Genomic DNA, 15,287 nt, shown 5'->3' with positions numbered 1-15,287 from the left:
AGCGTCAGGCGAAGGGGTAGGGGCTGACCGACTTCGACCAGTCGTCCACCGTCAGCGCGCGTCCGACCGGCGGCGCAGCGCGTTCGGCGCAGGGATGGCGTTCGCACAGGCGGCAGGCAGGGCCGATGGGGGTGACCTCGGGCTTTTGCAGGTCGAGGCCGCGGGCGTAGATGAGGCGGTGAGCGTGTTTCAGCTCGCAGCCCAGGCCGATGGCCAGGTCCTGACCCTCGGTGAAGGCGTCCTGGCCCTGACGGTCGACGGTGCGGGCCAGGGTGAACCAGCGCGATCCATCAGGCGTCTCAATGATCTGGGTGACGATGCGGCCCGGCGTGCGGAAGGCCGAGTGCAGTCGCCAGCGCGGGCAGGCCCCGCCGAAGCGCGAGAAGGGAAAGGCGCCGGAGGCATAGCGTTTCGACACATTGCCCGCCTGATCCACCCGCATCAGGAAGAAGGGCACGCCTCTGGCCGTGGGTCGTGAGAGCGTGGTGAGCCGGTGTGCGGCCTGCTCGAAGCCGACGCCGAAGCGGGCCTGCAGCCGGGCCAGATCATAGCCGGTCTCCTCCGCCGTGCGCTGGAAGGCGGCGTAGGGCATGAGGATGGCGGCGGCCAGGCTGTTGGTCAGGGAGGTCTTGAGCAGGTTTCGGGTCGGGGCGTCGGGCGTATTCGCCGCCTCGGTCAGGGCCTGAAGCTCGGCCCCGTGCTCCATCAGGGCCAGCTGGCTGGCGACAGCGAAGGCGCGCGATGACGGGCCGAGGGTGTCGGACAGCAGCAGGCGGCCCCGGTGTGGGTCGAAGCGGCGGGTCCATTCGACCATGACCTCGGCGGGCAGGGTGCGCACCGTCAGGCCGTGCCGGGCGAACAGGCGGGCGCGGGCCAGGGCCTCGACGCTCTCGTCCGGCGAAGACGCTTCAGCCCTGAGGACGTCGTGCAGGGCCTCGCCGAGGGCGTCGAGCTCCGGGACGTGGTTGTGGCGGCTCTGGATGTATTCGCGCACCCATTCCGACGGGCTGTCGGCGGGGGAGGCGGCGCCGGCGACCTCGGCCTCGGCCCGGTCGCGCACGCGGCGGTCGGAGAAGGCGCGGTAGAGCCTCAGGATGGCGTCGGCGGCGGCGGGTTGGTCCTCGGCCAGTTGCACGATCTCATGGCGCGGCACGGCCAGTCCCTGGAAAAGGGGGTCTGCGAAGGCTTCGGCCAGTTCGGCCTCGGAGGCTGGGCCGCCGGACTGGCCGAGGTTGCGCAGGTCGACGTCATAGGTCTCGGCCAGACGCAGCAGCAGCTGGGCCGAGACGGGGCGCTGATTGCGCTCGATATGGTTCAGGTAGGAGGGCGAAACGCCCAGATCGCCGGCCATGGCCGTCTGCGACAGGCCGAGATCGCGCCGCAGCCGTTTCAGGCGGCCACCGAGGAAGAGTTTGCGATCAGCGGCGGCGTTCATGACGCGATGATGTCACGATATGACTGATTGGCAAGTGTCACGATATGACTGTTTGACTTGAAAGCTGTGGCTCGTGCTGTGTCAATCATGACGGAGGCGTGTTCTGGTTTCGGCAGCGGCGGCATGACCGCGCCCTTCAAAAGCCGAGACGAACATGACGACCTTCGCCGATCTGGTTCCTTCGCCCGCCGGCCGTTTCGACGGCATCGAACGCCCCTATACGCCGGAGGACGTTCTGCGTCTGCGCGGTTCGGTGCCGATCACCCACACCCTGGCCGAGAGGGGCGCCAACCGCCTGTGGGAGCTGCTGCACGACGAGCCCTTCATCAACGCCCTGGGCGCCGTGACCGGCAATCAGGCGATGCAGATGGTCCGCGCGGGTCTGAAGGCCATCTACCTGTCGGGCTGGCAGGTCGCGGCCGACGCCAATACGGCCAGCGCCATGTACCCGGACCAGTCGCTGTATCCGGCCAACGCCGCGCCGGAACTGTGCCGCCGCATCAACCGCACCCTGCAGCGCGCCGACCAGATCGAACACGCCGAGGGCGGCGCGAAACGGGACTGGTTCGCCCCCATCGTCGCCGACGCCGAGGCCGGCTTCGGCGGGCCGCTGAACAGCTTCGAGATCATGAAGGCCTTCATCGAGGCGGGCGCCGCGGGCGTCCATTTCGAGGACCAGCTGGCGTCCGAGAAGAAGTGCGGCCACCTGGGCGGCAAGGTTCTGATCCCGACCCAGGCGCATGAGCGCAATCTGGTCGCCGCCCGTCTGGCCGCCGACGTCATGGGCACGCCGACCATCACCGTCGCCCGCACCGACGCCGAGAGCGCCCAACTGATCACTTCGGACATCGATGAACGCGACCAGCCCTTCATCGACCGCGACAACCGCACGCCAGAGGGCTTCTTCCGCCTGAAGGAAGGCACGGGTCTTGACCACTGCATTGCGCGCGGACTTTCGTACGCCAACATCGCCGACCTGCTGTGGTGGGAGACCTCGCACCCCGATCTGGACGACGCCAAGAAGTTCGCCGAGGCGATCCAGAAGAAGCACCCGGGCAAGCTGATGGCCTACAACTGCTCGCCCTCCTTCAACTGGAAGGCCAAGCTGGACGACGCCACGATCGCCAAGTTCCAGCGCGAGCTTGGGGCCATGGGCTACAAGTTCCAGTTCGTGACCCTAGCGGGCTTCCACAGCCTGAACAACTCCATGTTCGAGCTGGCCGACGGCTATCGCGATCGCGGCATGGCGGCCTATTCCGAGCTGCAGCAGCGCGAGTTCTCGAACGAGGCGGCGGGCTACACCGCCACCCGTCACCAGCGCGAAGTCGGCACCGGCTACTTCGATCAGGTCGCCACGGTCATCTCGAACGGCCAGTCCTCGACCACGGCCTTGAAGGACTCGACCGAGACGGCCCAGTTCCACGCCGCCTGAGTTCCACGCTTCACAGGAAAGGAAATGACATGGAACCGCTGAGCAGACCCCAGGCCATCATCGACTTCTGTCTGGCCCCCCTGGCGTTGGACGGATCGACCGAGGCCGAACGCGAAGTGCGCCGTCGACTGGAGCACGTCATCAAGACCTTCCAGTCCAAGGCCGCGCGGCCGCTGAGCGTGGACTTCTCGTCCATGCCCAGCCAGGTCATCAACGAAGCCGCTCACGGCTACGAATAGGAAGAGAAGACCCTCAGGCCGCCTGAACCGCGGCCTGAGGCGCGTCCGAGGTCAGCTCGGCCACCATGGCCAGCAGGACCTCGACGCTGAAGGGCTTGGCCAGATGCCGGTCGGCCCCGGCCTCGGTCCCCGCCGTGATATGTTCGGGCAGGGCGTTGGCGGTCAGCATGACGATGGGCGTGCGCGGCATGCCCATGGCGACTTCGTGCAGGCGGATCTCGCGGGTGGCGGTCAGGCCGTCCATCACCGGCATCTGCATGTCCATCAGCACCAGATCGAAGACCGAGGCGCGGCAGGCCTCGACCGCCTGGGCGCCGTCCTCGACCGAGACAAGATCGACGGCTTCCTGATCCAGGATGAGTTCGACCACACGCCGGTTGGTGGGGTGGTCGTCGGCGACCAGGATGCGCAGTCGGCGCGTCTCGGCGAAGATCGTGTCCGTCGGGGCGACGGTCAGAGTAGGAGCGGCGGGGGCTTCCGCGCGGCGCAGCGGCAGGGTCAGGATGAAGGCGGCGCCGCCGCCCGGCTCGCTCTCGCAGTCCAGCCCGCCGCCCATCATGGCGGCCAGTTCCTGACTGATGGCCAGGCCCAGGCCCGAGCCGCCGAAACGACGGGTGATGTCGCCGTCGGCCTGTTCGAAGCGGCTGAACAGGCGTTCGCGCGTTTCGGCGTCGAAGCCGATGCCGGTGTCCTGAACCACGAAGCGCAGACCTTGCGGCGCGGCGTCGACGGTTAGGCTGACGAAGCCCGATGCGGTGAACTTGACGGCGTTGGAGACCAGATTGGTCAGGATCTGCTTCAGGCGCACGGGGTCGCCGTGCATCCAGATGCGGGCCTCGGGCGCGACCTCGACGAAGAACTGCAAGCCCTTGTCGCGGGCGGCGGCGGCGTAGAGCTTGCCCGCCTCTTCGACGGCCTTGGTCAGGTCGAAGGGTTCGTCGCCCAGTTCCAGGCGACCGGACTCGACGCGGGCCAGGTCGAGGATGTCGCTGAGCAGGGTTTGAAGCGTGCGGCTGGACGAATGGATCAGGTCCAGCATTTCGCGTTGCTGTTGCGTCAGGTCGGTCCGGGCCAGGGCCTGGGCCACGCCGATGACTCCGTTCAGGGGGGTGCGGATCTCATGGCTCATATTGGCCAGGAACTGGCTCTTGGCCCGGTTGGCGGCGTCGGCGGCGTCCCGGGCCTCGGCCAGGGCCTGCGCGTCGCGCTTCATGTCGCTGATGTCGGAGCAGACGGTGACCGTGCCGCCCTCAGCGGTCTTGCGGTCCTGAACGCGCAGCCAGCGCCCGCCGATCTGCTGCTCCATCGCACCCATGGGGCGACGGCGGTTGGCCATGCGTTCGGCGATCCATGCGTTTTCCCGCCCCAGAGCGGCGGGATAGAGGCCGGCGTTGATGCCTGCCATCAGGACTTCACGGAAGGTGACGCCGACCTTGAGCGCGGCGGTCACCTCGGGATTGATCTCGCTGTAGCGCTTGTTCCAGATCGCCAGGCGGTCGTCGGCGTCATAGAAGCCCAGGCCGTCCGGCATGGCCTCGATGGCTTCGCGCAGTTGACCCAGGGCGCTGTGTCGCGACCACCAGACCATGCCGGTCAGGAAGGCGGCGATGATGGCCAACAGGGCGACGCTGGCGCCGATCCACAAGGTCAGGGTCGTCTCGGCGGCGGCCGCGGCGGGCAGGAGGATGCCGGGCGTGGGCGTGACGGTCACCGCGCTCATGGCGACGAAATGAAGCCAGCAGACGCTGGCGGCGCCCAGGACCGTGGCGGCGACAACCCGTTTGGCGCCGCTGCGCCAGGGCAGGAGGGCGACGGCGCTGACCAGCAGCAGGCCGCCGAGAACTGCGACCATGACCATAGGGGCGTTCCAAGACAGCGTGGCGCCGGACAGGCGCAATCCCGCCATGCCCATGAAATGCATGGCGGCGACGCCCAGGCCGCAGGTCAGGCTCGCCACGATGCGACTGACCCGACTGCTTTCCGCGAGGGCCAGTTGCATGGCGACATAGAAGGCGATGACGACGACGCCGAGCGAGACCACCGTTTCCGATATGTCGTAGCGCATCGGCACGCCGGCGTCGTAGGCCTTCATGGCGATGAAATGGGTGCTCCAGACGCCAAGCCCGGCCACCAGAGGCGCGGCGATCAGGTAGGCGCGCCGCGAACGTCGCGCGACGTTGTGGGCGCGGTCGAACAGGGAGAGGGCGATCAGCAGGCTGAACACGGACACGAGCAGGGCGAACGGGAGGATTCGCCAGTCATGTTGCTGAACCAGGCAGTTCAGGATCGTATTCACGTCACAAGCCCCTCCAACCCGTCGAAAAGACTGCCGCAAATCGGTGAACAAACTACGCTATGCGCGAGAATCTTCGCCCTGCTGGTCGCCTTTCGAGTCGCGACCATCATAGGGTGAGTGGCTGAATAATGAGATAACGTCGATCTTCATGCCGTACGAGCATTCGCCTTCGCCGGTCGCGCCGACCGCCTCGTCCCGGCTCTGGACCGCCGGCGCCAGCGGCGGCGTGGCGATTCTGGTCATGGCGGTGCTGGCGGTGATGAAGCCAGAGCTGTCAGGCTGGCTGGCGGCGGGCGCCGTGGCTGTCGCGGCGGCGACATGGCTGGTCAATCGCCGTCCTCCGGCCCTGGTCAGCATCGGTGAACTGGACCGCGGCGGGCCGGTCGATCTGGTCCCCGACGGCGCGCTGCTGGGTGATGTCTTTGAAGCCCTGGGCGATCCGATCCTGATCATCAGCGGCGGCGAAGCCGACGATATCGCCGGGCGGCGGATCGCCCTGGCCAACGCCGCCGCGCGCGAACTGTTTCGTTTGAACGGGACGGGCGGGGGGCTGCTGGTCTCGGTGATCCGCGACCCCAAGGTGCTGGAGGCGGTGGACGAGGCCCTGTTCGGCGATTTCAGCAGCACGGTCGACTATGTCGGCGGCGGCGCCCAGGAGCGGCACTGGAGGGCCTTCATCCGGCCCCTGCCCGAGCGGGACGCCCATCTGTGGGGCGCGGGCGCCCTGGCCCTGCTGGCCTTGCGCGACGAGACCGACGCCCGCCGCATGGAAATGATGCGCGTCGACTTCCTGGCCAACGCCAGCCACGAACTGCGCACGCCCCTGGCCTCGCTGTCGGGCTTCATCGAAACCCTGAAGGGCCACGCCAAGGACGACCCCAAGGCGCGCGACAAGTTTCTCGACATCATGGCCATCCAGGCCGACCGCATGGGGCGGCTGGTCGCCGATCTGCTGTCGCTGAGCCGGATCGAGCTGAACGAGCACATTGCGCCCCTGGGCCGGGTCGACCTGGCGCGGGCGGCTTCGGACGTGGTGGACGCCGTCAGCGTCATCTCGCGTGAGCGCGGCGTGACCATCAAGGCCGACCTGGGGCAGGGCGGGGCGACGGTCACCGGCGACCGGGACGAGATCGTTCAGGTCATTCAAAATCTGATCGACAACGCCTTGAAGTACTCCAGTCACGGCGGCGTCGTTGAACTGTCGATCAATCGTGACCGGACCCTGGATGAAGCCATGGCCGCGCGGATGCCCGAGGGCACGCGCCTGTCGCTGGTCACGCCGGACCGCGAGGCGGGGCAGAAGTATGCGGTCGTCACTGTGCGTGACCACGGACCCGGCATGGCGCGCGAGCATCTGCCGCGCCTGACCGAGCGCTTCTATCGCGTGGAGGGCCAGAAGAGCGGCGAGCGTCAGGGCACGGGACTGGGACTGGCCATCGTGCGTCACATCATCATCCGCCACCGCGGCGGCCTGACCGTGGACAGCGCGCTGGGCCAGGGAGCGATCTTCGCCGCCAGCTTCCCGCTGGCTTCGGCGCGTGATGCTGACCCGGCGACGTGAAGGCCCTGCGACATGAAGGATGTGCGCCGTAACAGAACTGTCACGCGCCCGTCTTAATCCGCTCGCCAATCGCAGGCAGTTTCCCGGCCGAAACGCGCCGGACCCGGCACGTTAATGATTCACGCGTGCACGGACCCGGATGATCTGGATTTTCCTGTTACTGCTGATCGGCTTTTCGGTGCTCGCCTATCTGGGCGGACGCAGCCTGGCCGTGCGTCGCAGCAAGGGCGTCAGAGCCCATTCGCGCCCGGGACAGCATGGCCTCTACGCCCTGATCTGGGTCGGCGTGCCCGCCCTGGTCGTGCTGGCCGCCGCCTCGATCTTCTCTGCGCCGCTGGAGCGCCAGATGCTGGCCGCCGGCGCGCCTGAGAGCGTCACGCAACTGGAGCCCTTCCGTCGCGAGGCCTTCTTCTCGGACGCGCGCCGCATCGGCGACGGCCTTGAGGCCCAGCAGATCTGGCCCGCCCCCTACGCTGAGGAACTGCCGGCCGAGGGCCGTCGCGCCCACCGTATCTCCTCCGCCCTGAGCTGGGGCGGCGGCGTTGCGGCCCTGATCGCGGCCGTCCTGGGCGGCGTCTTCGTCTTCGTCCGCATTCGTCCCGACCTGCGCGCCCGCAACAAGGTCGAGGGCTGGATCAGCGTCGTCCTGTTCGCCTGTTCGGCGGTTGCGGTGCTGACCACCGTGGGCATCATCTTCTCCCTGGTGTGGGACAGCCTTCGCTTCTTCGCCACGGTGCCGGTCACCGAGTTCCTGTTCGGAACCAAGTGGAGCCCGCAGATGGCGATCCGCGCCGATCAGATCGGCTCGTCGGGCGCCTTCGGGGCCGTGCCCCTGTTCGCCGGCACCTTCCTGATCATGCTGATCGCCATGCTGGTGGCGGGTCCGATCGGCCTGTTCTCGGCCATCTATCTGTCGGAATACGCCGGGCGTCGCACCCGCGCCGTGGTCAAGCCGCTGCTTGAGGTTCTGGCCGGGGTTCCGACCGTGGTCTACGGCTTCTTTGCCGCCCTGACGGTGGGGCCAGCCTTCCGCGTCTTCTTCAACACCATCGGCGGCTGGCTGGCCGGCGGACCGCTGGACGGGGTGGGGCAATACCTGCTGCTGGTGCAGAACCAGATGGCCCTGGTGGCCGGCGCGGTCATGGGCATCATGCTCATCCCCTTCGTCAGCTCCCTGTCGGACGACATCATGAACGCCGTTCCGCAGTCCCTGCGCGACGGCTCCTACGCCATGGGCGCGACCAAGTCGGAAACGGTCAAGAAGGTGCTGCTTCCCGCCGCCCTGCCGGGCATCGCCGGGGCCTTCCTGCTGGCGGTGTCGCGCGCCATCGGCGAGACCATGATCGTGACCATGGCCGCCGGTCTGGCCGCCAAGCTGACGCTCAACCCGCTGGACACGGTCACGACCGTCACGGTGCAGATCGTCACCCTGCTGACCGGGGACCAGGAGTTCAACAGCCCGAAGACGCTGGCCGCCTTCGGTCTGGGCCTGACCCTGTTCGTGGTCACCCTGCTGCTCAACATTGTCGCCATGCGCATCGTGCAAGCCTATCGGGAACAGTATGACTGACGCCGCCCAGAACCCGAGCGCCGTCAGCCCGCGCACCCAGCGCCTGCAGGCCCGCCTGCGCGGCCGCTACGCACGCGAGACCCGCTTCAAGTGGTATGGCCGCGCGGCCATCGGCTTCGCCCTGATCTTCCTGGTGATCCTGCTGGGCAGCATCATCATGCAGGGCCGCACCGCCTTCTACGCTCACAGCGTCACCCTGCCGGTCTATATGGACCCGGCGCGGATCGACCGCGGTTATCCGCAGGGCGCCAATTTCGAGCAGATCGTCGCCGAGCAGCAGTTGCGCCGTATGGGCGTCCAGGATGATGCACAGGGCTCGAAGGCGGCGGCCATGAAGGCCCTGTTCTCGTCCGAGCTGAAGTTCCAGGCGTCGGGCATGATCGCGCGTCAGCCCAGCCTGCTGGGCCAGACCGTGCCGGTCACCGCGCCCCTGTCGGACAACGCCGACCTCTATCTGAAGGGCGAGATTTCCCGGGCCGTGCCCGAGGATCAGCGTCGCGTCAGCAATGAGCAGATGGCCTGGCTGGACCAGATGAAGGCCTCGGGCGCGGTGCGGGCCCACGTCAACACGACCCTGTTCACCAAGGGGGATTCGACCCAGCCCGAACTGGCGGGTCTGCTGGGCGCCGTGGTCGGTTCGGCCCTGATGCTGCTGGTCACGGCCCTGATCGCCATTCCGGTCGGCGTCTGCGCCGCCGTCTGGCTGGAAGAATACTCGCCGCGCAACCGCATCACGGCGATCATCGAGGTCAACATCAACAACCTGGCCGCCGTGCCGTCGATCGTCTACGGCCTGCTGGGTCTGGCCCTGTTCATCAACTTCATGCACCTGCCGCGCGCCAGCCCGCTGGTCGGGGGTCTGGTGCTGGCCCTGATGGCCCTGCCGACGGTGATCATCGCCACGCGCTCGTCGCTGAAGGCGGTGCCGCCGTCGATCCGCGAGGCCGCCCTGGCCATGGGCGCCAGCCGCACCCAGACGGTGTTCGGCCACGTCCTGCCTCTGGCCATGCCGGGCGTCATGACGGGTTCGATCATCGCCATGGCCCACGCCCTGGGTGAGACGGCGCCCCTGCTGCTGATCGGCATGATCAGCTTCGTCCCCGGCGTGCCTCACGCCATCGACGAGCCCGTCGGCGCCCTGCCTTCGCTGATCTACATCTGGGAGAACGCCTCGGAGCGCGCGTTCCACGAGCGGACCGCCGCCGCCATCCTTGTGCTCCTCGCCTTCATGATCGTCATGAACGCCGCCGCGATCCTGCTGCGTCGGCGGTTCGAACGCCGGTGGTAAGTCTTATGAAGTCCAATATCTTCCGCGCTCCTGATGGTCAGGCCGACGGCGGCTCCGCCGGGGCCAGCCTGTCGACCGCTCCGGCCGTGGGCGCCCACGCCTCGGCACCGCTGGGCCCGATCAAGATCGCCGCGCGCGACGTTTCCGTCTTCTACGGCGAGAAGCAGGCCCTGTTCGGTGTCTCGCTGGACATCCCGGACAAGACTGTCACGGCCCTGATCGGCCCGTCGGGCTGCGGCAAGTCGACCTTCCTGCGGACCATGAACCGCATGAACGACACCATCCCCGGCTGCCGCGTCACCGGCGAGATCGAGATGGACGGCGGCGACATCAACGACCGCAAGATCGACCCAGTGCTGCTGCGCGCCCAGGTCGGCATGGTCTTCCAGAAGCCGAACCCCTTCCCCAAGACGATCTATGAGAACGTCGCCTATGGGCCGAAGATTCACGGCCTGGCCTCGTCCAAGGGCGAGCTTGACGACATCGTCCAGAAGGCGCTGAAGCGCGCCGGTCTGTGGGACGAGGTCGCCGACCGTCTGCACTCGCCGGGCACCGGCCTGTCGGGCGGGCAGCAGCAGCGTCTGGTCATCGCCCGCGCCATCGCGGTCGAACCCGAAGTCATCCTGATGGATGAGCCCTGCTCGGCGCTGGACCCGATCGCCACGGCCAAGATCGAGGAACTGATCGACGAACTGCGCGAGCGCTACTGCATCGTCATCGTCACCCACTCCATGGCCCAGGCGGCCCGCGTCTCGCAACGCACGGCCTTCTTCCACATGGGCAAGCTGGTCGAGACCGGCGACACCGAAGAAATCTTCACCAACCCGCGCGAGCGTCGCACGCTCGACTACATCACCGGCCGCTTCGGCTAAGGGCGCGAGCATGAACCAGCATACGGTCAAGGCTTACGGCGACGAACTGAACCAGCTGACGGCCGAGGTCGTCCGCATGGGCGGTCTGGCCGAGGCCCAGGTGGCGGACGCCATCGAATCCGTCGCCCGCCGCGACGTGGCCCTGGCGAAGGCGGTGGTCGAGCGCGACAACCGCCTGGACGCCCTGCATCGCGACATCGAGAAGAAGTCCATCCGCCTGATCGCCCTGCGTCAGCCTGTGGCTTCGGACCTGCGCCGCACCCTGGGGGCCATGAAGCTGGCCTCGGATCTGGAGCGCACCGGCGATCTGGCCAAGAACATCGCCAAACGGGCGCTGATCCTGGCAGAGGGCGAGCCGATGCAGCCCCTGACCCGCTCGATCGAGCGGATGGGCCGTCTGGTGTCGACCCGCCTGCGGGACGTGCTGGACGCCTATACAGCCTCGGAGGTCGAGCGCGCCCTGTCGGTGTGGAGCACCGACGACGAGGTGGACGAGCACTACAACGCCCTGTTCCGCGAGCTGCTGACCTACATGATGGGCGATCCGCGCACGATCACGGCCTGCACTCATCTGCTGTTCATGGCCAAAAACCTGGAACGGATCGGCGACCACGCGACCAACATCGCCGAGACCGTCCACTATGAGATCACCGGCGAGGAAATGTTGGGCGAACGGCCCAAGGCCGTCCCCGGTCCGGGCGAGGAACAGACACCCACGCCGCATGTCTCGACCCTGCCGTCCGATCTGACGGACGACTGACTTTACTTACTGCTGACGACTTCGACCGACCGGAGAGCCTGACGTGCAACCCTATATCCTGGTGATGGAAGACGAGGACGCCCTGGCCACCCTGCTCCAGTACAATCTGGAGAAGGAAGGCTATGACGTGACCGTGGCCGCGGACGGGGAGGAGGGGCTGCTTCAGGTCGACGAGCGCCTGCCCGATCTGGTCCTGCTGGACTGGATGCTGCCCAAGCTTTCGGGCATCGAGGTTTGCCGTCGTCTGCGCGGTCGGGCCGAGACCCGCAACCTGCCGATCATCATGCTGACCGCGCGCGGTGAGGAAACCGACCGCGTGCGCGGTCTGGACACCGGCGCCGACGACTACATGACCAAGCCCTTCTCGATGACCGAGCTGACGGCCCGCATTCGCGCCGTCCTGCGTCGCATCCGTCCGGGCCTAGCCGACGACCGCATCAACCACGCCGACATCGTCATCGACCGCGTCGCCCACCGCGTCCGCCGCGCGGGCAAGGAGGTCCATCTGGGGCCGACCGAGTTCCGCCTGCTGGATCACCTTATGAAGCACCCGGGGCGCGTGTTCAGCCGCGAGCAGTTGCTGGACGCCGTCTGGGGTTCGGACGTCTATGTCGAGGCGCGCACCGTGGACGTCCACGTCGGTCGCCTGCGCAAGGCCCTGAACGTCGAAGGCACGGTCAACCCGATCCGCACCGTGCGCTCGGCGGGCTATTCGCTGGACCTGAACAGCTAGGGCGTCGGCGTCGCCGGCGATGGCCGGCGCGTTAAATTTCGGTCATCCGCATCTGCCGACGGCCTGGCTCGCCTCATGACGACAGGTCATGGGGAGAGGCGGCGATGCCGGACGCGATCATTGCAATGCTGGGCTGGGTCGGGGCTGTCGCCCTGGGCGGAGGGCTGGCGGCGGTTCTGATGAAGGGACGCGTGCGGTGGGGCTGGCTGATCGCCGCCCTGTTGCTGATGGCGATTTATGACGCGCTGCTGACGCGCGGCTACGGCCATATCCCCTTGTCGTTCGGCGCTTCGAACTGGAACTGGGAAGGCAAGGCGATGGCGGTCCTGCTGTCGCTCGCCGTGGCCAGCCTGCCGATCATCGGCTGGAGGCGGGCGGGTCTGACGCTGAAGCATGATCGCCGGGGTTTGCCGGGGGCTTTGGCCCTGTCGGGTCTACTGGTCGCCCTGCTTCTCGGGCTGGCCCTATATTTCCCCGGCCAGGGCTTCGATCTCGACAGCCTGGCCTTCCAGTTGACCATGCCGGGACTGGACGAGGAGCTCTTCTATCGCGGGGTGCTGTTGCTGATGCTGAACGAGGCCTTCGGCAGGCCGGTTCGCATTCTGGGCGCATGGGTGGGGTGGGGCGCGGTGTTGTCGTCCCTGGCTTTCGGCCTGACCCATGCCCTGGGCTATTCAGACGGCGCCTTCACCTTCGAGCCGCTGCTGATGGCCTCGACGGGAGGCGCAGCCCTGTTGCTGGTCTGGCTGCGCGAGAAGACCGGCAGCGTGCTGCTGCCGATCCTCCTGCACAACTACGGCAATGCGATCTTCATGCTGGTCTAGGCGGCCGGCTGTTCGATCTCGGCGGGGTCGATCTTGTAGACGGTCGAGCAGTATTCGCAGGTGGCGTGGATCATGCCGTCATCCTCGACCATGGCGGCGCGGTCGTCGGGCGGGAAGGACTGCATGACCGTGACCAGCCGCTCCTTGGAGCAGCGGCAGACGGCGGCCAGGGCCTGGGCACCTTCCAGCCGCACGCCGTCCTCGTGGAACAGGCGATACAGCAGGGTCTCGGCGCTGACCGTGGGGTCGATCAGTTCGTCGTCGCCCAGGGTGTTGAACAGGGCGCGGGTGCGTTCCCACACCTCCTCGGTCGAGCCGCGGGCCTCGTCGCCGGCGATGACCTGAATCATGGCTCCGCCCGCACGCCACGAGCTTCCGGCCTCGGTCATGACCTCGCCGACGGCCAGGCGCACCTTGGTCGGAACCTGCTCTGACTGGGTGAAGTAGTGCTCGGCGCACAGCGACAGGCTCTCGCCCTCGATCGGGGTGATGCCCTGAGTGCGCTCGAAGTCCTCGCCCCGGTCGATGGTCATGATGAAGACCCCCTTGCCCAGCAGGGTCTGGGCGCCGGGGCGTGCGAAGCCCTCGGAGACCTTGGCCACTTCTTCCGGATCGAAGCGGCAGAAGCCGCGCAGGTGACCCGAGGTATCGTAGTCGGCCACGACATAGCGCACCGGGCCGTCACCCTGGGCCTGAACGATCAGGCGGCCTTCGAACTTCAGCGCCGAGCCGACGATGGCGGCCAGGACGCAGGCCTCGCCCAGCAGGGCGGCGACGGGTTCCGGGTAGTCGTGTGCCGACAGGATCTTGTCCACCACCTCGCCCAGCCGCACCAGGCGGCCGCGCACCGGCCAGCCTTCAATCTGGAAGGCGGCGGCGAAGTCGTCGGTCGGGGCATTGACGGGCTGTGCGGCGGGCGCGTGATCGGTCACGGCGAAGATCCTGAAAAAGGCGAAACTGTCTGGAAGCGGCGCAACATAGGGAGGCGACCGGCGCTTGGTAAGGGGGAGGGCGTGATCGGTCGTCCAGGCTTGCAGCTTGGCCGTTTAAGGCGGAACCTCTTGCGGCGCGGTTCGCTCCTGTCCGAAGACAGTGTTTCGACAAGAAGAGGTTGGTTGCCCATGGTTCGACAGTTCAACGCCGTGGACGAGGTCCGCAAACATCCCGGGATCGCCGCAGGCGTCGTCGCCGTGCTGGCGGGCGTGGGCATCGCCGCCCTGCTGCTGAACCAGCGCAGCGGCCCGACGCGCTATGAGCGTATCCGCGAGCGGGTTGATCCGCGCGGCTGGTTCGACGCCGAGGCCCTGCGCCATCGCTTCGACGACATCGCGCGCGGCGTGCGGCACGGCGCCGACGGCCTGGGACATCGCGCGGCGGATCTGGGCGACTACGCCAGCGATCGCGCCGGCCGCCTTGGCCGAGAGGCGCGGGCGCGGGCCGATCACTGGCTGCACCGCTCGGGCGGAAAATCCGGCAAGTCGATGAAGCGTTACGCCAAGCAGGCGCGCCGATACGCCGAGGATGCGGGCGACTTCGCCCGCGATCACGCCAAGGAGGGCGGAGCCCTGCTGGCCGTGGCCACCATCGCCGCCGCCATCGGCGCCGCCGCCCTGGAAAGCCGTCGCAGAAGCGGGGGGTCGGGCGGCTTCGGCAAATTGTGACGTTCTTGGAAAATTCGTGCGGGAAGGGGCGTTTCGGCGCCCCTTTTCATTGCTGCAAGTGCGAAGGTGGGCTAGGTGCGGGGCATGACTTCGCCCGTCTTCATCTTCGACTTCGACTCCACCCTGGTGCGCATCGAGACGCTTGAAGCGCTCGCTGACATCGCCCTGTCCGACGCGCCCGACGCGGCGGCGAAAAAGGCCGAGATCGCGGCCCTGACCGACCAGGCGATGACGGGGCAGGTGGACTTCGGCACGGCCCTGCGTCGTCGTCTGGAGCTTCTGGCCCTGACCCGCGGGCATGTTGAGGCCCTGACGGATCGCATTCTGGACGAGGCCAGCGCCTCGATCCGCCGCAACGTCGACTTTTTCGAGCGCCACGCCGAGCGGGTCTATATCCTGTCGGGCGGCTTCCGCGAGGTGATCGCGCCCCTGGCCGCGCGTCTGGGGATCGCCGCCGATCACGTCCTGGCCAACGACCTGATCTATGATGACGAAGGCCGGGTCACCGGCGTGGACGACGCCACCCCCCTGTCGCGCGACAACGGCAAGCCCGAGGTCATCAAGGCCCTGAACCTGACCGGACCCGTGGTCATGGTCGGCGACGGCTGGACCGACG

Annotated in this window: 13 protein-coding genes and 1 pseudogene; 11 read left to right on the top strand and 3 right to left on the bottom strand. The window is 67.6% G+C overall.

The window, feature by feature from the left end; genetic code table 11:
* Positions 1–4 precede the first annotated feature (4 nt).
* Positions 5–1,435 (bottom strand): short-chain fatty acyl-CoA regulator family protein, encoded by a 1,431-nt coding sequence (locus ACFYLW_RS12245; protein ID WP_390183135.1) that lies wholly within the window; start codon positions 1,433–1,435, stop codon positions 5–7.
* 154 nt (positions 1,436–1,589) lie between these two features.
* Here ACFYLW_RS12245 and aceA point away from each other — a divergent pair, with 154 nt between their 5' ends.
* Both aceA and ACFYLW_RS12235 read left to right on the top strand, forming a co-directional pair.
* Entirely contained in the window at positions 1,590–2,867 is a 1,278-nt protein-coding gene (gene aceA, locus ACFYLW_RS12240; RefSeq protein WP_390183134.1) for an isocitrate lyase, read from the top strand.
* 29 nt (positions 2,868–2,896) lie between these two features.
* Positions 2,897–3,106: a hypothetical protein gene (locus tag ACFYLW_RS12235; protein WP_313102890.1), complete on the top strand. Its 210-nt coding sequence runs from the start codon at positions 2,897–2,899 to the stop codon at positions 3,104–3,106.
* 13 nt (positions 3,107–3,119) lie between these two features.
* Here the strand turns inward: ACFYLW_RS12235 and ACFYLW_RS12230 are convergent, their stop codons facing one another.
* A complete protein-coding gene (locus ACFYLW_RS12230) occupies positions 3,120–5,402 on the bottom strand; it encodes an ATP-binding protein (RefSeq protein ID WP_390183133.1) in 2,283 nt (760 codons plus the stop codon).
* Between the two features lie 148 nt (positions 5,403–5,550).
* Here ACFYLW_RS12230 and ACFYLW_RS12225 point away from each other — a divergent pair, with 148 nt between their 5' ends.
* The 7 genes from ACFYLW_RS12225 to ACFYLW_RS12195 all read left to right on the top strand — a co-directional run bounded on the left by ACFYLW_RS12225 (position 5,551) and on the right by ACFYLW_RS12195 (position 13,010).
* On the top strand, positions 5,551–6,963 hold the full coding sequence (locus ACFYLW_RS12225) for an ATP-binding protein (protein ID WP_312063327.1): 1,413 nt from the start codon (positions 5,551–5,553) through the stop codon (positions 6,961–6,963).
* A 139-nt stretch (positions 6,964–7,102) separates the two neighbouring features.
* Positions 7,103–8,533, top strand: a complete 1,431-nt coding sequence (pstC, locus tag ACFYLW_RS12220; RefSeq protein ID WP_312063328.1) for a phosphate ABC transporter permease subunit PstC — start codon at positions 7,103–7,105, stop codon at positions 8,531–8,533.
* Positions 8,526–9,821, top strand: coding sequence for a phosphate ABC transporter permease PstA (pstA, locus tag ACFYLW_RS12215; RefSeq protein WP_390183132.1), 1,296 nt, complete (start codon positions 8,526–8,528; stop codon positions 9,819–9,821). Before pstC ends, pstA begins: the two co-directional genes overlap by 8 nt.
* Before the next feature lie 5 nt (positions 9,822–9,826).
* On the top strand, positions 9,827–10,693 hold the full coding sequence (pstB, locus tag ACFYLW_RS12210) for a phosphate ABC transporter ATP-binding protein PstB (RefSeq protein ID WP_390183130.1): 867 nt from the start codon (positions 9,827–9,829) through the stop codon (positions 10,691–10,693).
* A 10-nt stretch (positions 10,694–10,703) separates the two neighbouring features.
* The gene (gene phoU, locus ACFYLW_RS12205; RefSeq protein WP_312063332.1) at positions 10,704–11,453 is read left to right on the top strand and encodes a phosphate signaling complex protein PhoU; all 750 of its coding nucleotides are present in this window, start codon (positions 10,704–10,706) and stop codon (positions 11,451–11,453) included.
* A gap of 43 nt (positions 11,454–11,496) precedes the next feature.
* Positions 11,497–12,186 carry a phosphate regulon transcriptional regulator PhoB gene (gene phoB, locus ACFYLW_RS12200; RefSeq protein WP_105562885.1) on the top strand — a complete coding sequence of 230 codons (690 nt, stop codon included), beginning with the start codon at positions 11,497–11,499 and terminating at the stop codon, positions 12,184–12,186.
* Positions 12,187–12,290: 104 nt separating this feature from the next.
* Positions 12,291–13,010 (top strand): CPBP family intramembrane glutamic endopeptidase, encoded by a 720-nt coding sequence (locus ACFYLW_RS12195; protein ID WP_390183129.1) that lies wholly within the window; start codon positions 12,291–12,293, stop codon positions 13,008–13,010.
* Here ACFYLW_RS12195 and ACFYLW_RS12190 read toward each other — a convergent pair.
* Entirely contained in the window at positions 13,007–13,942 is a 936-nt protein-coding gene (locus ACFYLW_RS12190) for an Hsp33 family molecular chaperone (protein WP_390183128.1), read from the bottom strand. The genes ACFYLW_RS12195 and ACFYLW_RS12190 overlap by 4 nt on opposite strands.
* Before the next feature lie 189 nt (positions 13,943–14,131).
* Between ACFYLW_RS12190 and ACFYLW_RS12185 the strand changes: the two genes are divergently transcribed.
* Together ACFYLW_RS12185 and ACFYLW_RS12180 are read left to right on the top strand one after the other, a co-directional pair.
* The gene (locus ACFYLW_RS12185) at positions 14,132–14,671 is read left to right on the top strand and encodes a hypothetical protein (RefSeq protein WP_313105054.1); all 540 of its coding nucleotides are present in this window, start codon (positions 14,132–14,134) and stop codon (positions 14,669–14,671) included.
* Positions 14,672–14,755: 84 nt separating this feature from the next.
* Positions 14,756–15,280 (top strand): annotated as a pseudogene (locus ACFYLW_RS12180) (HAD-IB family phosphatase); the annotation flags it as partial.
* Positions 15,281–15,287 lie beyond the last annotated feature (7 nt).

The sequence above is a fragment of the Brevundimonas sp. NPDC007368 genome (assembly GCF_042869015.1).
Classification (GTDB): Bacteria; Pseudomonadota; Alphaproteobacteria; order Caulobacterales; family Caulobacteraceae; genus Brevundimonas.
This window is presented reverse-complemented; position numbering and strand designations above follow the sequence as displayed.

Excerpts from the sequence above, each read along its gene's own strand:
- ACFYLW_RS12245 (WP_390183135.1), bottom strand. The coding sequence starts at position 1,435 with ATGAACGCCGCCGCTGATCGCAAACTCTTCCTCGGTGGCCGCCTGAAA.
- aceA (WP_390183134.1), top strand. The coding sequence starts at position 1,590 with ATGACGACCTTCGCCGATCTGGTTCCTTCGCCCGCCGGCCGTTTCGAC.
- ACFYLW_RS12235 (WP_313102890.1), top strand. The coding sequence starts at position 2,897 with ATGGAACCGCTGAGCAGACCCCAGGCCATCATCGACTTCTGTCTGGCC.
- ACFYLW_RS12225 (WP_312063327.1), top strand. The coding sequence starts at position 5,551 with ATGCCGTACGAGCATTCGCCTTCGCCGGTCGCGCCGACCGCCTCGTCC.
- pstC (WP_312063328.1), top strand. The coding sequence starts at position 7,103 with ATGATCTGGATTTTCCTGTTACTGCTGATCGGCTTTTCGGTGCTCGCC.
- pstA (WP_390183132.1), top strand. The coding sequence starts at position 8,526 with ATGACTGACGCCGCCCAGAACCCGAGCGCCGTCAGCCCGCGCACCCAG.
- pstB (WP_390183130.1), top strand. The coding sequence starts at position 9,827 with ATGAAGTCCAATATCTTCCGCGCTCCTGATGGTCAGGCCGACGGCGGC.
- phoU (WP_312063332.1), top strand. The coding sequence starts at position 10,704 with ATGAACCAGCATACGGTCAAGGCTTACGGCGACGAACTGAACCAGCTG.
- ACFYLW_RS12195 (WP_390183129.1), top strand. The coding sequence starts at position 12,291 with ATGCCGGACGCGATCATTGCAATGCTGGGCTGGGTCGGGGCTGTCGCC.
- ACFYLW_RS12185 (WP_313105054.1), top strand. The coding sequence starts at position 14,132 with ATGGTTCGACAGTTCAACGCCGTGGACGAGGTCCGCAAACATCCCGGG.